This is a genomic window from Yinghuangia sp. YIM S09857 (assembly GCF_051388915.1).
Lineage (GTDB): Bacteria > Actinomycetota > Actinomycetes > Streptomycetales > Streptomycetaceae > Yinghuangia.
Genome location: NZ_JBPKBH010000038.1, coordinates 1 through 18276, shown reverse-complemented (window position 1 = coordinate 18276; position 18276 = coordinate 1). Strand labels below are relative to the sequence as shown.

The following is an 18276-nucleotide window of genomic DNA, read 5'->3' as shown; positions in this document are numbered from 1 at the left end:
GGCCCCGGGCCGCGCGGCGCCTCCACGGCGGGAACCGCACGCCGTGTCACGGAGGGACTTGAAGCGGCATGGACGAGGCGGGTGCGGGGGACAAGGGCGACCCCGGAGCCGAACCGGGCGCCGATCCGGGATCCGACGCCGCGCGCCTGGGCGAACGCCTGAGCCTGCGCGAGCAAGTGGCCCGTGCCATCCGCGCGGCGCTGATCGCCGGCGACATGCGCCCCGGCGTCGTCTACTCGGCCCCCGGCCTCGCCACCCGCTTCGGGGTTTCGGCGACGCCGGTACGCGAGGCCCTGCTCGACCTCGGCAAGGACGGCCTCGTGGAACCCGTGCGCAACAAGGGTTTTCGGGTCCGCGCGCTGTCCGCGCAGGACGCCGACGAGATCCACCGGCTGCGCCGGCTCCTCGAAGTCCCGACCGTCGCCGAGATCGCCCGCACGGGCTGCCCCGACGCGTTGCCCACACTCCGGTCGCTCGCCGACGACATAGTCTCCGCGGCGAAACGCGGGGACGCGCTCGAATACGTCGCGGCCGACCAGCGGTTCCACACCAGCCTGTTGAAGCTGTCCGGCAACATGCGCCTGGTGCGCATCGTCGTCGAACTCCGTTCGCAGGCACGCCTCTACCGGCTCCGCACCCTGCTGGAACGCGGCGAGGTCGACCAGGCCGCGGACGAGCACCACGAGCTGCTGGACCTGATCGAGGCCCGCGACCCGGACGCCGTCACGCGCCTGATGGAACGTCACCTCATCTGGACGCGCCGCATGGAGCCCGAGGAACTCACCGCCCCCTGACCGGATCACGGCCAATCGAACGCATCACGGCGGACCGGGCACATCACGGTCGACGGACCACAACAAGGCCGACCGGACACGGCCACGCCCGACCCGGTCCGCCCGTCCGGTGGAATTTTCCGCCCCGCACCCGTGTCCCCGCGCCCTGTCGCTCGTTGCGTCCCTTGAGCGGTGCCGCGCCTCTCGTGCGCGCACCCGCGCCGACGTCGGGTGCAAGCGTCCGCCTTGGGAGTCGTGGGATGAAGTTCCGGATCGTGCTGACCGGTGCGTGCGTGGGCGCCGTGGGGCTGACCGGGTGCGGCGGGGGAACGGGCGACGACGCCCGGCCCGCCGGCGCCGCGGGCTCGTCCGAGGCGGTCGCCGCGGTGCGCGCCGCCGCCGCGACGACGGTCAACGCGGGCAGTTCGCGCACCCGGACCACCATGACCATGCAGTCCGGCGACCGCACCGTCGTGCTGACCGGAGAGGGCCTGTTCGACTACCGGCGCCGCATCGGCACGGTGAGCCTCCAGGTGCCGAAGGACTCCGGCATCACCGGCCCGCTCCAGGAGATCGTCACGCCCGAGGCGCTCTACATGAAGAACGCCGCGCCGGGAGTCCCACCCGACAAGTGGGTGCGCATCGACGTCGCGGGCCTCGCCGACGGCAACCTGCTCAGCGGCGGCAGCGCGGACCCCACAACCTCGTTCGAGATACTGCGGGGCGTCAACGACGACGTGGTGCTGGTCGGCACCGAGAAGTTCGGCAACGACCAGGTCCGGCACTACAAGGGGACCCTCGACCTCAAGAAGGCGCACGACCAGACCCCGGCGAACCTCCGTGCGCCGCTTGCCGCCGCGCTCAAGAGCTTCGCGAGCCCGACGATCCCCTTCGAGGTGTACCTCGACGACCAGGGGCGCCTGCGCAAGGTCCAGGAGGAATTCAACCTCGCCTCCGAGGGCGGCAAGGGCAAGGACAAGGCGCAGACCGCGAAGGTCGTCTCGGCCGCCGAGCTGTACGACTTCGGCGTCTCCGTCGACGTGCAGCCGCCCAGGCCCGAGGAGTTGTACGTCGCGCCCGCCACGGCCCCCGCTCCCGTCGTCCCCGCGACCCCCGTCGTCCCGGCGACGCGCAAGCCCTGACACTGCGTCAGATCGCCTTTGACGCCCCGCAGTCCGCGCATCCCGCCGCGAACACCCTTGCCGCGTACGGGCCGTGCCGCGCGCGTCCGCCGCACCGGCCACCCGTGCGCGCCGGTGGCGCGCCGCCCGGCGGGCCGGCGCGCCCCCGGGTGCGGGCGGTGCGCAAATGGCCCATGCGTGTCATGCGCTCCCGTCCGGCGGTGCCTAGGCTGGGTGCGCCCGGACGGGCGGACGTTCCCGCCCGCCGGAGCGAACCGAGGAGGTGGTGTGGGTGACACCGTTCTCTGATGTACGCGTGCACGACCTCGTGGTGTTCGACGAGATCGAACTCTACGGAGAACTGATCATCGCGGCGTCGCAGAGCGAAGGCCCGCTGACCCAGGCCGAGATCGACGCGGTCCTGGGCATCGGCGGCACGGCACACCCGACCACCCGCCCGGCACCGTGGACACGGCACCCGGCGGAGCGCCCGCCGGGCGGAGACCCCCGCGGAGGCCGTACGCGCACCTGACTCCCGGTCAGCCGGCCGTCGGCACACACACCGCGCGCAGCGCGGCGGCCGACCCGCGACCACCCCCCCCGGAAACAACCAAGGTCCGGACCGCGACCGCGCATCAAGCCGAAGTAGTCCCCGCCCGGCGAACCCCGCGGACGACGTGACCCGAAACCGGCGTCCCGGCCCCTGAATCCCCGGCCCGCGCAACCGCCGCCCGCGACCTACGAACGCGACCTACGAACGCACCAGCCGTGCGATCGCCTGCGAGGCCTCCTTGACCTTGGCGTCCGCCTCCGGCCCGCCCTGTTCGACGGCGTGCGCGACACAATGGGCGAGGTGCTCTTCGAGCATGCTGAGCGCGAAGGCCTGGAGCGCCTTCGTCGCCGCCGATACCTGGGTGAGCACGTCGATGCAGTACTCGTCCTCGGAGACCATGCGCTGGAGTCCGCGCACCTGGCCCTCGACGCGGCGCAAGCGCTTGAGGTGCTCGTCCTTGCGCGGGCTGTAGCCGTGTCCGGTGTGGCCCTTGCCGTGGCCCGCCCCCTCCTGAGGGCTGGGTGCGGTGCCGGGGCCCGTGGTGTGGGTTTCGACCGTGGTGTCCATGCGTCAAATTTACCCCCGGGGGGTATTTTCGGCAAGCATGTCGCGCCAACCCGTCGGTTTGCACGTCGCCCGGCGTGGACATCGTGCGCTGCCCGTGCAGGCGTTCCGCTCCCACTGTGACATGGGCTACATGATCCCGTGTGAGGGAACCGCGTGACCCGGACGGGCGTACGAGCCCTACTCTTCTTCATGCGACGGGCGTGTTCCGCCGCGGAGGAGCTTCTTCCGGTTTTCCGGATCCTCCGATGCGGAGCGGGTCCGTCGCGGTGCGCGTGCGTCCTGTTACGCCCGGGTACCGGCACTTCGCCCGCGACTAACCCGGATTGTTTACCGGCGGTGGCGAGCGCCTAGCATCGTCGGGACCGCATTCCTCATTCCGGAGATCTCTGTGCGATTGCGTCTGACCCCCAGGGAGACGAGCTTCTACGACATGTTCGCCACAGCGGCGAACAACCTGGTCACCGCATCCAAGCTCCTCACCGAGTTGCTCGGCGCCGAGATCTCCGCTCGTCCGGAGATCGCCGAGCGGATGCGTGCGGCCGAACACGCCGGCGACGACGCGACCCACGCGATCCTGCGGCAGTTGAACTCGTCGTTCATCACGCCGTTCGACCGCGAGGACATCTACACCCTCGCGTCCCAGATCGACGACGTCATGGACTACATGGACGAGGCCGTCGACCTCGTCGTCCTCTACCAGCTCGACGAGCTGCCGCCGCAGATCGCGGACCAGATCGAGGTGCTGGTACGCGCCGCCGAGCTGACCGCGGAGGCGATGCCCCGGCTGCGCACGATGAAGGACCTGACCGAGTACTGGATCGAGATCAACCGTCTCGAGAACCAGGCCGACCAGATCCACCGCAAGCTGCTCGCGCACCTGTTCAGCGGCAAGTACGACGCGCTGACGGTGCTCAAGCTCAAGGGCATCGTCGACGCCCTCGAAGAGGCGGCCGACGGCTTCGAACACGTCGCGAACACGATCGAGACCATCACGGTCAAGGAGTCCTGACCGGTGGACCTCGTTCTGCTGGCGACCATTGCGATCGTCGTGATCGCTCTGGCGTTCGACTACACCAACGGGTTCCACGACGCGGCGAACGCCATCGCCACCTCGGTGTCCACCCGGGCGCTCACGCCCCGGGCGGCCCTGGCGATGGCCGCCGTGATGAACCTGGCCGGGGCGTTCGCCGGCGAACAAGTGGCGAAAACCGTCGGCAAGGGCATCATCGACGCCCCCGACGGCAACCAGGGCCTGGTGATCGTGGCCGCCGCACTCGTCGGCGCGATCACCTGGAACATGATCACCTGGTACTTCGGCCTGCCCTCGTCGTCCACCCACGCGCTCATCGGCGGCCTCGTCGGTGCCGCGCTCGCGGCCTCGCAGACCGTCAAGTGGGACGGCGTCATCGACAAGGTCGTCATCCCGATGATCGTGTCGCCGCTGATCGGCTTCACCATCGCGTACCTGCTGATGGTCGCGATCCTGTGGATCTTCCGGCGCCGCAACCCGCACAAGGTGACGCGCGGCTTCCGCGTCGCGCAGACCATCTCGGCGGCGGCCATGGCGTTCGGCCACGGCCTCCAGGACGCGCAGAAGACCATGGGCCTGATCGTCATGGCGCTGGTCGTCGGCGGCTACCAGACCGACTACGACGTGCCGTTCTGGGTCACGGTCTCCGCCGCGCTCGCGATCAGCGCGGGCACGTACGCGGGCGGCTGGCGCATCATGCGCACCCTCGGCCGCCGCATCATCGAGCTCGACCCGCCGCGCGGCTTCGCCGCCGAGGCGACGGCGGCGAGCGTGCTCTACAGCACGGCGTTCGTGTTCCACGCGCCGGTCTCGACGACGCACACGATCACCTCGTCGATCCTCGGCGTGGGCGCCACCAAGCGCCTGTCCGCGGTCCGCTGGGGTGTGGCGGGCAACATCGTGACGGCGTGGGTGCTCACCATCCCGGCCGCCGCGCTGGTGTCGGCGGGCGCGTACGCGCTGCTGAACGTGATCTTCCTGTAGCCGCGACACCGGCCGGTACGAAGGGGCGGTCCCCGAACGGGAACCGCCCCTCGCGTATGTCATCACGTACCCGTGCCCCGTGCTTGTCCCGTACTCAGCCGAAACGGCCGCGCTTGCACATTGCCGGCGCACCCGACCGGACCATCCGTACTCAGCCGAAACGGCCGCGCTTGCACATTGCCGGCGCACCCGACCCGACCATCCCTGCTCAGCCGAAACGGCCGGCAATATAGTCGGCCGTCGCCTCAACCTCCGGCGACGAGAAGATCTTCTCCGTGTCGCCGATCTCCACCAGGCGGCCGGGCTGCCCCGGGCCCGCCAGGTTGAAGAACGCCGTACGGTCGCTCACGCGCGCCGCCTGCTGCATGTTGTGCGTGACGATGACGATCGTGTACCGCTCCTTCAGGAGCGCGATCAGGTCCTCGATCGCCAGCGTCGAGATCGGGTCGAGCGCCGAGCAGGGCTCGTCCATGAGGAGCACCTGCGGCTCCACCGCGATCGCGCGGGCGATGCACAGCCGCTGCTGCTGGCCGCCGGACAGGCCCGAACCGGGCTTGCCGAGCCGGTCCTTGACCTCGTTCCACAGGTTCGCGCCGCGCAGTGAGCGCTCCACGACCGCGTCGAGGTCGGCCTTCCTCTTCGTGCCGTTGAGGCGCAGGCCGGCCGCCACGTTGTCGTAGATGGACATCGTCGGGAACGGGTTCGGCCGCTGGAAGACCATGCCGACGGTGCGGCGCACCGCGACCGGGTCGACGTCCGGGCCGTACAGGTTCTGGCCGTCCAACTGCACGGACCCCTCGACGGTGGCGCCGGGGATCAGCTCGTGCATGCGGTTGAGCGTGCGGATGAACGTCGACTTGCCGCACCCGGAGGGGCCGATGAACGCCGTGACCGTCCGGGGCTCGATGGTCATCGAGATGTCCTCGACGGCCTTGTTGCCGCCGTAGTAGGCGCTGAGTCCGGAGATTTCGATGCGCTTGGTCATGCCTGCCTCGTCACGGGCGCCGCTGCCCGGGGTCGGAACCGCTGCTGTCTGCTGGGCTGTCCTCCGGGCGTGGACCGCCTGGGAGGGTGTCGGGGAGTTCGCCACGGTCATCGTCCTGCCTTCGGGGCCTTCCAGCGGGCGATCAGACGCGCCACCAGGTTCAGCACCATGACGATGATGATGAGCGTGAGCGCGCCGGCCCACGCGCGGGCGGGCGAGAACTGGTTTCCGGCGTGGTTCTGCTCGAACACGAAGAGCGGGATCGAGCTCTGCCAGCCGTCGAACGGGTTCGTGTTGATCGACTGCGCCGTGCCCACCAGGAGCAGCAGCGGGGCCGTCTCGCCGATGACGCGGGCGATCGCCAGCATGACGCCGGTGATGATGCCGCCGAGCGCGGTGGGCAGGACGACCTTGAGGATCGTGCGCCACTTCGGGATGCCCAGCGCGAGGCTGGCCTCCCGGAGTTCGTTCGGTACCAGCTTCAGCATCTCCTCGGCGGCGCGGACGACCGTCGGGAGCATCAGGATCATGAGCGCGAGCGAGCCCGCGAAGCCGGAGGCCTTGAAGCCCAGCGCCATGATCCAGAAGGAGTAGATGAACAGGCCCGCGACGATCGACGGGATGCCCGTCATGACGTCGACGAAGAAGGTGATCGCCCGGGCGAGCCGGCCGGTGCCGTACTCGACCAGGTAGATCGCCGTCATGAGGCCGATCGGCACGGCGATGAGGGTGGCCAGGCCGACCTGCTCCAGGGTGCCGATGATCGCGTGGTAGATGCCGCCGGTGTCGTCGCGCGGGCCGACGCCGCGCATCGAGTGCGACAGGAAGTACGGCGAGAGCTCCTCGAAGCCTTCCTTGATCGTGTACCCGAGGATCGAGATCAGCGGGACGATCGCGACCACGAACGCGCCGTACACGACGCTGGTGGCGAGCCGGTCGGTGGCGCGCCGGCGGTCCTCCAGGCGCCAGGACGCGACGGTCACCGCGATGATGAAGAACAGTCCGGCGTAGAAGCCGCCGAGTGCCCAGTTGCCCTGCACGGCCTTGGTGAGCAGACCGATCGCGACCGCCGCGGCGCCGACCGCCCACGGGATCCAGTTCGGCATGCTGCGGCGCGTCAGGTCGAGCGGGCCCGATTCCGCGGGGGGCGCGGTGACGTCCGTCTTGGTGATGGTCATGCGTTGGCCCCCGAGAACTCCTTGTGCCGGTTGATGACGACCCGCGCCGCACCGTTGACCAGCAGTGTCAGGAGGAACAGCACGAGGCCGGACGCGATGAGCGCGCCGCGCCCGAGTTCGTTGGACTCGCCGAACTGGTTGGCGATGTTCGCGGCGATGGTGTTGCCGCCCGGGTCCAGGATCTTGTAGACGAGCTCCTGGCTGCTGGACAGCACCATGGCGACCGCGATGGTCTCGCCGAGCGCGCGGCCGAGGCCGAGCATCGACGCCGAGATGATGCCCGGCTTGCCGAACGGCAGGACCGCGGTGCGGATCATCTCCCAGCGCGTCGCGCCGAGCGCCAGCGCGGCCTCCTCGTGGGCGCGCGGCACCTGGAGGAAGACCTCGCGGGTGACCGCGGCGATGATCGGGAGGATCATGATCGCCAGGATGATCCCGCAGGTGAACAGCGTGCGGGCGGTGGCCCCGGCGCCGTCCTTGTCGAAGATCGGGATGAAGCCCAGGTAGTCGCTCAGCCAGGTGTGCAGGCCGAGCAGCTTCGGGGACAGGAACACCAGACCCCAGAGGCCGAAGACCACGCTGGGCACCGCGGCGAGCAGGTCGACGATGTAGCCGAGCGTCTGCGCGACCCGCCGCGGCGCGTAGTGCGTGATGAAGAGAGCCACCCCCACCGCGACCGGCACCGCGAGCAGCATCGCGATGGCGGCGCTGAGGACGGTGCCCATTACGAGCCCGGCGACACCGAACGCCGGTTCGCTGCCGTCGGTGACCCAGGTGGAGTCCGTGAGGAAGTTGCCTTCGTTGTCGCCCAGCGCGCCGAGCGCCTCGGTGACCAGGAAGACCGCGATGGCGGCCATGATCACCAGCAGCAGGATCCCCGCGCCGCGCGACGAGCCGCTGAACATGCGGTCGCCCAGGCGCACCCGGGACCTGGCGGGCTTGACGTCGGCGCCGTGCGCGGCCTTGTCGAACCGGCCCCGGCGCCGGCCGGAGCCGCGCTCGTCGGTATCGCGCGACTCCGGCGAAGTGGAGGTGGACATCTCTTCTCCGTGACTGTCGATCAGGGCGGTGCCGGATCAGGACAGGCTTGCGACCGCGGTGCGGACCTTGGTGGCGATCTCCGCCGGGAGCGGGGCGTAGCCGTTGTCGGCGAGGATCGCCTGGCCCTCTTCGCTGGCGGTGTAGGTCAGGAAGGACTTGACCAGAGGGAGCTTGTCCGCCGCGTTGCCCTTCTCGCAGACGATCTCGTACGTCACCAGGATGATCGGGTACGCGCCCTCGGCCTTGGTGGCGTAGTCGAGCTTGAGCTTGAGGTCGTTGCCCTGGCCCTCGATCTTCGCGGCGGCGACGGCCTTGCCGGCGGCCTCGGGGGTCAGCTTGACCGGGGCGGCGGCGCCGGTGTTGATGGCCGCGATGCCGAGGCCGTTGTTCTCGGCGAACGAGACCTCCATGTAGCCGATGGCGCCGCTGGCGCCCTTGACCACGGTCGCGACGCCCTCGGAGCCCTTGGCGGACTGGCCGTCCTGGGTGGGCCAGTCCTGCGACGGCTCGGCCGTCCAGTCGGCGGGCGCGGCGGCCTTGAGGTACTTGGTGAAGTTCTCGGTGGTGCCGGACTTGTCCGAGCGGTGCACCGTCTGGATCGCCGAGGACGGCAGCTGCGCGCTCGGGTTGAGCGCCTTGATCTCCGCGGCGTCCCACTTGGTGATCTTGCCGGAGAAGATGCCGGCGATGGTCTTCGCGTCGAGGACCAGGTCCTTCACACCGGGCAGGTTGTACGCGACGGCGATCGGGCCGGTCACCATCGGCAGGTTGATCGCCGGGGTGCCGCCGCACGCGGCCGAGCCCTTGGCGACCTCGTCCTCCTTGAGCGCGGAGTCGGAGCCCGCGAAGGCGACCTGCTTGTCGAAGAACGACTGGCGACCGGCGCCGGAACCGCTCGACTGGTAGTCGACCGTGGTGCCCGAGCACTTCTGCTGGTACCGCTTGACCCACTCGTCGATGGCGTTCTTCTGCGCGCTGGAGCCGGCGCCGGCGAGGGTGCCGGAGCCGCACGTGAGGTCCGCGGCGGGCGCCGAGGACGACCCCGCGGCCGTCGTGCCGGTACCGCTCGGCTTGTCCGCCGTGTCGTTGTCGTCGGAGCCGCAGGCGGTGAGCGTGAGCGCGCCGGCGACGGCTATCGCGGCGAACGCGGTGCCGCGCCGGGCGAGTCGGGGCCGAGTGGTCACGGCTGTTCCTTCCGGTTGCTTCAAAGTGCCTCTGCGATGACCACGTCGGTCACCGTCGATGCCGACATTAGGTCGCACGTGTGAAGCGAACGGCGGGGGAAAGTGAACCCGTCATGAACACAGGCGGGCCATCAGGAGATCTGCGATCGGGCGTGTTTCATCGCCAACTGACCTGATGGCATCGCTCTGACCTGCGGGTTTATCGGCGATGTCAGAAGGGGTTCACGCGGAGTTCAAAGTTGTTGGGCCTTCCGTTCCGCCCGCTGTGTCCGTTTCTTGACCGCGGGGCGGTCGTTCCGACACTCACCGCTCCGTCGGATACGGGGCGTGACGATCGGCCGCGACGACGGCGCCCTTCGCGGTGTGCAGGGCCAGGAACTCGCCGGGCAGAAGCAACTCGTGCGGGTCCCTCCCGGGCTGTCCGGCCTGCCCGACCGCGCCCAGCATCGACGGGAGCACCGGACGGTGCGTGCACACGATCACCGGGGCGCTCTCGGCGACGAGGACCCGCAGCAGTTCGGCCGCCGCGTCCGGCCGCTCCGCGTGGCCCTCCTCGGACAGCGCGGGCACCACCTCGACCGCGACCTCCTCGCGGCGGCAGTACGGGTCCACCGTCTCCAGGCAGCGCAGCGACGGCGAGCTGAGCACCACGGTCGGCCCGTACGCCGCCAGGACGCCGCCGACCATGTCCGCCTGGACGCGGCCCGTGACGGTCAGCGGTCGGTCGGCGTCGCCGTCCTGGTGGCTCGTGCGGGCCACCGCGCCGCAGTGCCGCAGCACGATCACGGGCGCGGTGGCGTGCGGCAGCGAGCCCAGCGACTCCAGGAGCCGACCGTCCCGGCTGTACGACATCAGCGTGGCCGCGTCGCCCGGCGGCAGCCATGCGATGCGGTCCACCTCCCGGTTGGCGGTGAACCGCCCGCCGCGCGCCTCGGCGGCCCAGTAGCGCACCAGCTTCAGGCGCTCGCCGACCGCATACGACTGCACGCCGAGTTCGCGGCCGAGTACGCACGCGAAGCCGGTCTCCTCGCCGACCTCGCGCACCGCGGCCGCGGCGGCGTGCTCGCCCGGCTCGACCTTGCCCTTGGGCAGGGACCAGTCGTCGTACTTGGGGCGATGCACGAGGGCGACCTCGATGCCGTCACCGTCACCCGTGCCCCTGCGGCGCTCGGCCGGGCGCCACAGGACCGCGCCCGCGGCGTACACCGGGACCCGCCACCGCTCCGGCGGCGGGTCCGCGGACCGCCCCAGTCCGCTCAGGAGCCCCACCGCTCCACCTCGTCGAGCCGTTCGCGCAACGGCGGCCACAGCGAGGCGAAGGTGAAGCGCGCCTCGGCCACCGCGAACCGCTGCACCGTGTACAGCTCGCCGAGCACGAACGCCGCCGCCCCGCCGAGCCGTGGCGACAGCGCCAGTTCCCGGACCACCTCCGCGGCGAGCGCGGCGTCCTGGTGGGTGCCGAGCGACTCGGTGACCGCCTTCATGCGTTTGGCGAGGCTCTTTGCCGGGGCGCCGAACTCGGGTGCGCACAGGTCGGCGGCGTACCGGGCCCGCTTGCCGAGGATGCGTACGCGGTGCCAGGCCTCGTCGTCCTCGCCGGACAGCGGGACGGGCACGTGGTACGCGACGGCGGCGTGCGCGAGCGGCAGCCCCTCCGCGCCCGTTGTCAGCGTGCGGAACGCCTTGGCCGCGAGCCTCGGGACCGCCTCGGCCGCGGGCCGGGCCGCCTGCCGGGTGAACTCCAGGCCCAGGCCCGGTTCGGCGAGCTGCCTGGCGAGTGCCTCGAAGTCCGCCGAGTCGAGCGCCCGCAACGCCGTGGTGTGGCCGGACGAGAGCCCGCCGCGCAGGCGGCGCTCGACGGCGGCGCGGGCGCGGGGCGTACCGGAGCGTGCGGGCAGCCTCTCGAAGGCCGCGAGCAGGCGTTCCAGCAGTACTTCGTTGTCGCGCTCACCGGCCAGCGAGTCGGCCGCCCAGCGCAGTTCGAGCGACAGCGCCTGCGTGGGGCCCGGCTCCAGCAGCGGTTTGCAGGTACGCAGCGCGCTGCGCATGCGGCGTGCGGCGACCCGCATGCGGTGCGCCGCGTCCTCGCCGCCGTCCCGCACGCGCGGCGCTTGGGCCAGGAACTCGGCGGCCTCGGCGCGGAGGTGGTCGAGGAGGACGTCGCCCGCGGTGCGCGGGGGGAGGAGGGCGGGCGCGGGCGGCGGTTCGGCGGTGGGTTGGTCGGGGTCGATGGGCGGTGCGGCGGGAGGCGGCGCGTCCGAGGCGGGCGCCTCAGCGCCCGATGCCTCCGCGTCCGGCGCCTCTGTGTTCTGTACCTCGGTGTTCTGTGCCTCTGTGCTCTGGGGCTCGGTGTTCCGTGGCCCGGTGCCCGGTGCCTCCGGGCGCCGTGCGGCGTCCGGGTCGGATCGGGGACGGGGGAGCCGGGTGGTCGCGCTCTGCTCTTCGGCCGCGCTGCCGGGTCCGTCGTCGCCGGCCTTCGCGGACTTGCCCGACTTCGCGGATCCCGCAGCCTTGGCGGCTTCCGCGGCCTTCGCGCGCTTCTTCTTCGTCTTGGCGCCCTTGCCGGGCGGCCTGCCGCCGCTCCCGGACCCGCTCCCGTGGTCTCCGGTGCCCGCGTGCCCGGCCGCCTCCGCGCCTTCGACGCCGCCCTCGACCTCTGCCTCGACCTGCTCCTTGACCTGCCGTTCACTCCGGCCCACGCCGTCGCCTCCTCAGTTCTATGAGGTGGTCCTGTACGTCGCGCAGCACGGTGCCGTCGGGGGCCGTGGCGTGCCGCGTCCACGTCCCATCGGGGCCCAGATGCCATGAAGCGGTCTCGTCGGACATGCCGAGGTCGACAAATTCGGCGATCTGGTCCCGGTGTCGGCCGCTCAGACGTACCGCGGCCTCCACTCGCCGGTCAAGGTTTCGGTGCATGAGATCCGCGCTGCCGATCCACACTTCCGGCTCGCCGCCGTTCGCGAAGACCCATACGCGGGAGTGTTCGAGGAAGCGGCCGAGGACGCTGCGCACCCGGATGTTCTCGGAAAGCCCCCGCACGCCCGGGCGCAGCGCGCAGATGCCGCGGATCCACAGGTCGACCGGGACACCCGCCTGCGAGGCGCGGTAGAGGGCGTCCACGACCGTCTCGTCCACGATCGAGTTGGACTTGAGGCGGATGTACGCGGGCAGGCCCTGCTCGTGGTGCGACACCTCGCGCTGGATGCGCTCGACGAGCCCGTTGCGCAGGGAGTGTGGGGCCACCAGCAGGCGGCGGAAGGTCTGCGCGCGGGAGTAGCCGGACAGCCGGTTGAACAGGTTCGACATGTCCTCGCCGACCTGGGGGTCGACGGTCAGCAGGCCCATGTCCTCGTACAGCCGCGCGGTCTTCGGGTTGTAGTTGCCGGTGCCTATGTGGCAGTACCGCCGCAAGGTGTCGCCTTCCTGGCGGACGACGAGCGACAGCTTGCAGTGCGTCTTGAGGCCGACGACGCCGTGCACGACGTGGCAGCCGGCCTGTTCGAGCTTGCGGGCCCACTCGATGTTGTTGCTCTCGTCGAAGCGGGCCTTCAGCTCGACCAGCACGAGGACCTGCTTGCCGGACTCGGCCGCGTCGATGAGCGCGTCCACGATGGGCGAGTCGCCGGACGTGCGGTAGAGCGTCTGCTTGATGGCCAGCACCTGCGGGTCCGCGGCGGCCTGCTCCAGGAACGCCTGCACCGAGGTGGCGAAGGAGTCGTACGGGTGGTGCACCAGCACGTCCCGCCTGCGCATCGCCGCGAACACGTCGGCGGAATGCGCGGTCTCCACCTCGGCGAGGTCGCGGTGCGTCCCGGCGATGAACTTGCGGTACTTCAGGTCCGGGCGGTCCAGGTCGGCGATCGCGTGCAGGCCGGTCAGGTCGAGCGGTCCGGGCAGCGGGTAGACCTCCTTCTCGCCCACCCCGAGCTCGCGGACCAGCAGGTCGAGGACGTGCGGGTCGATCGTCTCCTCGACCTCCAGGCGCACCGGCGGCCCGAACCGGCGGCGCATCAGCTCGCGTTCGAGGGCCTGGAGGAGGTTTTCGGCGTCGTCCTCCTCGACCTCCAGGTCCTCGTTGCGGGTGACCCGGAACGTGTGGCGGCCGAGGATCTCCATGCCGGGGAAGAGGTCGCCCAGGTGCGCGGCGATGACGTCCTCAAGGGGGACGAAGCGCGCGGGGGAGACCTCGACGAAGCGCGGCAGCAGCGGCGGCACCTTGACGCGCGCGAAGTGCTGGTTGCCGGAGCGCGGGTTGCGCACCACGACGGCGAGGTTCAGCGACAGGCCCGAGATGTAGGGGAACGGGTGCGCGGGGTCGACGGCCAGCGGGGTCAGGACCGGGAAGATGCGCTCGCGGAAGAGCGTGTAGAGGGACTGGTGCTCGCCCTCGGTCAGGTCGTCCCAGCGCAGCAGCTCGATCTCGGCGTCCGCGAGCGAGGGCAGGACGTCGTGGTGGAAGCACGTCGCGTGGCGGGCCATCAGGCCGCGGCTGCGCGACCAGATGCTCTCCAGAACCTCGCGTGGTTGCAGGCCGCTCGCGGCGCGTACCGCCATGCCGGTCGCGATGCGGCGCTTGAGGCCGGCGACGCGCACCATGAAGAACTCGTCGAGGTTCGACGCGAAGATCGCCAGGAAGCGGGCCCGCTCCAGCAGCGGGGTCGCGGGGTCCTCGGCCAGCTCCAGCACGCGTTCGTTGAACGCCAGCCAGCTCCCCTCGCGGTCGAGGAAGCGGTCGCCGGGCAGGTCGGTGTCGTCCGCGCGGGCGGGTACGACGGCGACCGCGGGACCGACAGGGTTCGCCGAGCCGTCGCCGTGTTCGCGTACGGGGGCCACCGCGAGGTGGCGGGGGCGGGCGGATGCGGGCAGATCGGCGGTCATCTGATCATCCTCCCGGGGATCGGTGTCTCCACGGTAAATACGAAACGACGCCCCGGAAACCGGAGCGCCGCCCCGGGTGTTGTCGGGGCCGTGGAACGGGCCGGGCCGCCCGGCTCCGCCCTCCCAGCCTGGCACCATTTCGGCGCCGGGCAAGCCCTTCCCGCCCCCGGTTCCCGGCGATACCGGGCGATCCGGGACCGAGGAGCGGCGAGGGGCGGAGGTGAGCCGTCGCGAGCGGACGGACGGCCCGTCTCGGAGGGCCTCCCGGCTGCCGCTGCGGGGTGTCTTCGCAATCCCGTCGGCCAGCCCGCGTGGTGCGCTTCGCGGGCCCGGGCGGGAGTTTGAAGGCACGACCTAGTGTGGGCACCGCACTAGCGTCGGTACATCACGTCCACGGTATGCACACGGAAGCCCAGACGGGTGTAGACCGCGACCGCTGCCTCGTTGTCGGCGTCGACGTACAGGAGCACCTCGGCGAGGGGGCCGCCGTCGGCCTCGGTCTGGGCCAGATGGGTGAGCCCGACCGCGGTGAGCATCTTCCCCAGGCCGCCGCCCTGCGCGGACGGGTCCACGCCCACCACGTACACCTCGCCGAGCGGCCCTTCGGCGCCGGCCGCCGGGTGCACCTTCGTCCAGTGGAACCCGACCAGCCGCCCGGCCTCGTCCTCGGCGAGGAAGAAGCCCGCCGGGTCGAACCACGGCTCGGCGATCCGGCGGCGCAGGTCGTCGTGTGTCCAGGCGCCCTGCTCGGGGTGGTGCGCGAACGCCTTCGCGTTGAGCGCGAGCCACGCGTCGTCGTCCTGCCCGGGGACGAACGTCCGCACGGTCACCCCGGGCGGCGCCTGCGTCTCCGGCAGCGCCAAACCGACCGCGCGCCGCATCTGCCACAACTCGCGGAACGCCGTGAAGCCGAACTCCGCCGCCAGGTGCTCCGCCGCGGGCGACTTCCCGTGCGCCCACACCCGCACGCGCCCGTCCGCGTCATGCGCGCGGGCCTCGTCCAGCATCGCCCGCACCAGCAACCGCCCGTACCCCTTGCCGCGTTCGCCCGGCGCCACGAACAGCTCCCCGGCGGGCCCCTCGTCCGCATCCGCCAGATCCAGATGCGCGTACCCGGCGATCCCGTCCCCCGCCCGCACCAGCAACTCCCGCGCCCCAGGCGCCCCGTGCCGCAACTCCAGCCGAGTCTGCTCCGACAACGGAGCCGCTCCGTCCCCCCGAGCCGCCTCCTCCGCCAGCCCCAGGACCACCGCGACATCCGCCGCGTCGAGCCGATCGAACCCCTCGACAAAACCCACACCATCACCCATGCCCCAACCGTACGGCTCCGCCGCGCGCGGAGGCGGAAGCGGCCGCGCACCCGATCCCTCGTCGGCGGCAAACCCGACGATTCGGACGAGAACTGATGGTTGGGGTGCCTGACTTGGGCGGCAGGGGGGTTCGTCCCGATAGCGTGTCGAGACTGACCGGCGTTCCCCCCATGAACAGGACTCGACGATGTCGTACGCGCCTCCGCCAGGCCCGCACGGCGGTATCCCCCACCAACAGCAGTGGGGCGCCGCCACACCGCCGCCTCCGCGGCCGTACCGAGGGCCGGCCGCGCCGCGCAAGGTCATGGTCGGTGTGGTGGGGTTGCTGATCATCGTCGCGACGCTGTCGGCCATGGCGTTCACCGCCCTGTGGTGGGACAACGCGATCAAGGAGACCGGCTTCACCGAGAGGGACCCGTTCAAGGACCTTCCCGCGCCCCGCGGCCTCGGGGTGGCGGTGCCCGGTCCCGCCGACCTGCCCACCGGCATCGTCGGGGGTGGCGCGTGAGCAACCCGCCGCCGCCGACGTTCCGCGTCCCGGACGACAACGAGCCCGACGGGCCTCAGCAGCAGCCTTACGTGCCGCCGCAGGGCAACCAGGCATGGCAGCCGCCGACGGGCGGGCCGGTCGTACCGGGGCAGTCGCCCACGTACGCGCCGCAGGGCTCGCAGCCTGGGCAGCAGTCCTGGGCGCCGCCGCCTCAGGCGGACCAGTGGGCCCCACCGCCGGCCGCCGGTCAGTGGGCGCCCCCGCCGTCGGGCCAGCCCTCGTACGGACCGCCGCCGGACTCGGTGCCCTCGGGTCCGCAGGCGCCGCCCCAGCAGTACATGCCGCCGCAACAGTCGCAGCCGCAGTGGTCGAGCGGCGGCGGGTACGTCGAGCCGCCGCCCGTGGGACCGCCGCCCGGTTCATCGGGTCCGGGAAGCCAGCCGCAAGGCAGCTACCCGCCCCTGGGCCAGCCGCAGGGGAACTACCCCCCGCCCGCCGACTACGCACCCGCGGACATGCCGCCGCCAGCCGCGTACAGTCCGGGGCCGGACCCCAGCGGATACGTTCCAGCCCCGTCCCACGTGCCGCCCGGCGCCTACGGTCCGCCGGCGCGGCCGCAGGACGTCCAGCTCGGACCGCCGCTGACCCGGCCGCGCAAGCACGACCGCTCATGGCTGCTGCCGATCGGCCTTGTCGCGGTCCTTATCGCCGCGGCCGCCGTGCCGGGCATCGCCAAGCAGGCGTCGCGCGACGCGGGTGTGGGCAAGGCGGGTACTCCCCTGGCGAAGGGGGACGTCCTGTGGTCGATCCGTGAGGGACGGGACACTCCGGTCTCGGCGTACACCGACAAGTACGGCCAGGGCAGGCTGAGCCGTACAGGTGTCTGGTACACCGCCGACACTGTCGTGGTTGCCGAGGAGAAGCGCGTCGCCGCGTACAACAAGGAGACGGGCGCCTCGGCCTGGGAGTACTCGTCCCCCGACGGCGAGTTCGTCTGCGACGTCGACGTGCAGGGCGGGGACAAGCGGGCGTACGTCGCCTTCGGTGACGAAAAGAACTGCACCAAGCTGGAGGCCATCGACCTCGTTCAGGGCAAGAAGGTCTGGGCCTCGGACATCGTCGCGTCGAAGAGCGACATCGACATGCCGGACTTCGACTTCGCCCTGGGCACCAAGGGGATCGCCGTGGCGGGCGAAGCCGTGGTCTTCGAGGGGCAGGCCTATCGCGAGTCCGACGGCAAGCCGTCGTGGGCCTTGGACTCGGTTCTCGACGAGGGCTGCTCCGTCGACGGGGTCGCCGGCGGTGCGAAGCTGATCGCCAAGGTGTCCTGCGGCTACGGCGAGGGCACCACGGTGGCCGAGTTGAACCCCGCCAACGGCTCGCCCAAGTGGCAGTACGTACTTCCCCCCGCGCCCGGAGGCCTGAGTCTCGGCGACACCGAAGTCGTCTCGGTCGACCCCGTCATCGTCGTCCGCACGCACGGAGGGCTCAGCAAGACACCGCCGGACGTCGTCGTGTTGGACGACGCGGGCAAGGAAGCCTTCAAAATCACCGAAGGCCACACCGTCGCGACCGCGCGCACGACGTTGAGCACTGCCGGGTACATGCCGATACTCGCCAGCGACAAGGCGATCTACGTGCCGGGCAGTGACATGTCGGCCTCGCTCTCCCTCGGCGCCGACTCCGCCAACATGGTCACGGCGGTGGACCGGACGACTGGCAAGACGCTCTGGTCGGTCAACGTGGCGGAGGGTAAGAACCTCCTCGGCCTCAAGCAGCAGGGCAAAATCCACCCGGTCCGCGTCGAGGAATCCGGCGACCTGCTGGTCCTCGTACAGGACGGCGGAGCCGTCACCGGCAGGCCGATGAGCCTGGTCCGGCTGTCCGCGACGGACGGCACCCTCACCAACGTCAAGGAGTTCCCGAGCCGCGCGACCATAGCGTTCTCGTCCCTGATGCGTGACGTGATGGTCCGCGAGGAGAACGGGCGCCTGTACCTGGCCGGACTCCCGTACGCGCTGACCGCCGCAGCACAGGCCCCCACACCTGACGGGTTCGGCGGCGAGAAGTCCTTCAACCTGAAGCCGTACCACGTGATCGCGATGGGCTAAAGCGTGTTGCACAACGCTGTGAGCTGCGTGTTCAGCTCCGGTTCGGACTGCTTTGGATCACGCTGCGTAGA

Annotated in this window: 16 protein-coding genes; 7 read left to right on the top strand and 9 right to left on the bottom strand. The window is 71.1% G+C overall.

Features of this window, described 5'->3' with window-relative positions; translation table 11 throughout:
- Positions 1 to 68 precede the first annotated feature (68 nt).
- The 3 genes from ACRX5S_RS40310 (at position 69) to ACRX5S_RS40300 (ending at position 2426) form a co-directional block, all read left to right on the top strand.
- Positions 69 to 794, top strand: a complete 726-nt coding sequence (locus tag ACRX5S_RS40310; protein ID WP_436778273.1) for a GntR family transcriptional regulator — start codon at positions 69 to 71, stop codon at positions 792 to 794.
- A gap of 239 nt (positions 795 to 1033) precedes the next feature.
- A complete protein-coding gene (locus tag ACRX5S_RS40305; protein ID WP_436778272.1) occupies positions 1034 to 1915 on the top strand; it encodes a hypothetical protein in 882 nt (293 codons plus the stop codon).
- Between the two features lie 271 nt (positions 1916 to 2186).
- Complete coding sequence (locus ACRX5S_RS40300; RefSeq protein ID WP_436778271.1) at positions 2187 to 2426, top strand: hypothetical protein; 240 nt, start codon at positions 2187 to 2189, stop codon at positions 2424 to 2426.
- Between the two features lie 219 nt (positions 2427 to 2645).
- On the opposite strand, the gene ACRX5S_RS40295 is transcribed toward ACRX5S_RS40300, so the two are convergent.
- A complete protein-coding gene (locus ACRX5S_RS40295) occupies positions 2646 to 3014 on the bottom strand; it encodes a metal-sensitive transcriptional regulator (protein ID WP_436778270.1) in 369 nt (122 codons plus the stop codon).
- A 388-nt stretch (positions 3015 to 3402) separates the two neighbouring features.
- Here ACRX5S_RS40295 and ACRX5S_RS40290 point away from each other — a divergent pair, with 388 nt between their 5' ends.
- Entirely contained in the window at positions 3403 to 4023 is a 621-nt protein-coding gene (locus tag ACRX5S_RS40290; protein WP_358352071.1) for a DUF47 domain-containing protein, read from the top strand.
- 3 nt (positions 4024 to 4026) lie between these two features.
- Complete coding sequence (locus ACRX5S_RS40285; RefSeq protein ID WP_436778269.1) at positions 4027 to 5028, top strand: anion permease; 1002 nt, start codon at positions 4027 to 4029, stop codon at positions 5026 to 5028.
- Positions 5029 to 5236: 208 nt separating this feature from the next.
- Here the strand turns inward: ACRX5S_RS40285 and pstB are convergent, their stop codons facing one another.
- The 8 genes from pstB to mshD all read right to left on the bottom strand — a co-directional run bounded on the left by pstB (position 5237) and on the right by mshD (position 15604).
- Positions 5237 to 6013 (bottom strand): phosphate ABC transporter ATP-binding protein PstB, encoded by a 777-nt coding sequence (pstB, locus tag ACRX5S_RS40280; RefSeq protein ID WP_436778268.1) that lies wholly within the window; start codon positions 6011 to 6013, stop codon positions 5237 to 5239.
- A gap of 107 nt (positions 6014 to 6120) precedes the next feature.
- Entirely contained in the window at positions 6121 to 7191 is a 1071-nt protein-coding gene (pstA, locus tag ACRX5S_RS40275) for a phosphate ABC transporter permease PstA (protein WP_436778267.1), read from the bottom strand.
- The gene (gene pstC, locus ACRX5S_RS40270; protein WP_436778274.1) at positions 7188 to 8096 is read right to left on the bottom strand and encodes a phosphate ABC transporter permease subunit PstC; all 909 of its coding nucleotides are present in this window, start codon (positions 8094 to 8096) and stop codon (positions 7188 to 7190) included. Before pstC ends, pstA begins: the two co-directional genes overlap by 4 nt.
- A 171-nt stretch (positions 8097 to 8267) precedes the next feature.
- Positions 8268 to 9416, bottom strand: a complete 1149-nt coding sequence (gene pstS / locus ACRX5S_RS40265; RefSeq protein ID WP_436778266.1) for a phosphate ABC transporter substrate-binding protein PstS — start codon at positions 9414 to 9416, stop codon at positions 8268 to 8270.
- Positions 9417 to 9719: 303 nt separating this feature from the next.
- Positions 9720 to 10685, bottom strand: a complete 966-nt coding sequence (locus tag ACRX5S_RS40260) for an NUDIX hydrolase (RefSeq protein WP_436778265.1) — start codon at positions 10683 to 10685, stop codon at positions 9720 to 9722.
- A complete protein-coding gene (locus ACRX5S_RS40255; protein WP_436778264.1) occupies positions 10673 to 12115 on the bottom strand; it encodes a CHAD domain-containing protein in 1443 nt (480 codons plus the stop codon). The genes ACRX5S_RS40260 and ACRX5S_RS40255 overlap by 13 nt, the downstream gene beginning before the upstream one ends.
- On the bottom strand, positions 12102 to 14294 hold the full coding sequence (locus tag ACRX5S_RS40250; RefSeq protein WP_436778263.1) for an RNA degradosome polyphosphate kinase: 2193 nt from the start codon (positions 14292 to 14294) through the stop codon (positions 12102 to 12104). Before ACRX5S_RS40250 ends, ACRX5S_RS40255 begins: the two co-directional genes overlap by 14 nt.
- Positions 14295 to 14665: 371 nt before the next feature.
- Positions 14666 to 15604, bottom strand: a complete 939-nt coding sequence (gene mshD, locus ACRX5S_RS40245; protein ID WP_436778262.1) for a mycothiol synthase — start codon at positions 15602 to 15604, stop codon at positions 14666 to 14668.
- 187 nt (positions 15605 to 15791) lie between these two features.
- Between mshD and ACRX5S_RS40240 the strand changes: the two genes are divergently transcribed.
- Together ACRX5S_RS40240 and ACRX5S_RS40235 are read left to right on the top strand one after the other, a co-directional pair.
- Complete coding sequence (locus tag ACRX5S_RS40240; protein WP_436778261.1) at positions 15792 to 16112, top strand: hypothetical protein; 321 nt, start codon at positions 15792 to 15794, stop codon at positions 16110 to 16112.
- A complete protein-coding gene (locus ACRX5S_RS40235; protein WP_436778260.1) occupies positions 16109 to 18205 on the top strand; it encodes an outer membrane protein assembly factor BamB family protein in 2097 nt (698 codons plus the stop codon). Before ACRX5S_RS40240 ends, ACRX5S_RS40235 begins: the two co-directional genes overlap by 4 nt.
- Positions 18206 to 18276: the final 71 nt, after the last annotated feature.

What these genes read in the sequence shown, in the direction of transcription:
- ACRX5S_RS40305 (WP_436778272.1), top strand. Translation starts at nt 1,034, where the DNA reads ATGAAGTTCCGGATCGTGCTGACCGGTGCGTGCGTGGGCGCCGTGGGG.
- ACRX5S_RS40295 (WP_436778270.1), bottom strand. Translation starts at nt 3,014, where the DNA reads ATGGACACCACGGTCGAAACCCACACCACGGGCCCCGGCACCGCACCC.
- ACRX5S_RS40240 (WP_436778261.1), top strand. Translation starts at nt 15,792, where the DNA reads ATGTCGTACGCGCCTCCGCCAGGCCCGCACGGCGGTATCCCCCACCAA.
- mshD (WP_436778262.1), bottom strand. Translation starts at nt 15,604, where the DNA reads ATGGGTGATGGTGTGGGTTTTGTCGAGGGGTTCGATCGGCTCGACGCG.
- pstA (WP_436778267.1), bottom strand. Translation starts at nt 7,191, where the DNA reads ATGACCATCACCAAGACGGACGTCACCGCGCCCCCCGCGGAATCGGGC.
- pstB (WP_436778268.1), bottom strand. Translation starts at nt 6,013, where the DNA reads ATGACCAAGCGCATCGAAATCTCCGGACTCAGCGCCTACTACGGCGGC.
- ACRX5S_RS40250 (WP_436778263.1), bottom strand. Translation starts at nt 14,294, where the DNA reads ATGACCGCCGATCTGCCCGCATCCGCCCGCCCCCGCCACCTCGCGGTG.
- pstC (WP_436778274.1), bottom strand. Translation starts at nt 8,096, where the DNA reads ATGTTCAGCGGCTCGTCGCGCGGCGCGGGGATCCTGCTGCTGGTGATC.
- ACRX5S_RS40310 (WP_436778273.1), top strand. Translation starts at nt 69, where the DNA reads ATGGACGAGGCGGGTGCGGGGGACAAGGGCGACCCCGGAGCCGAACCG.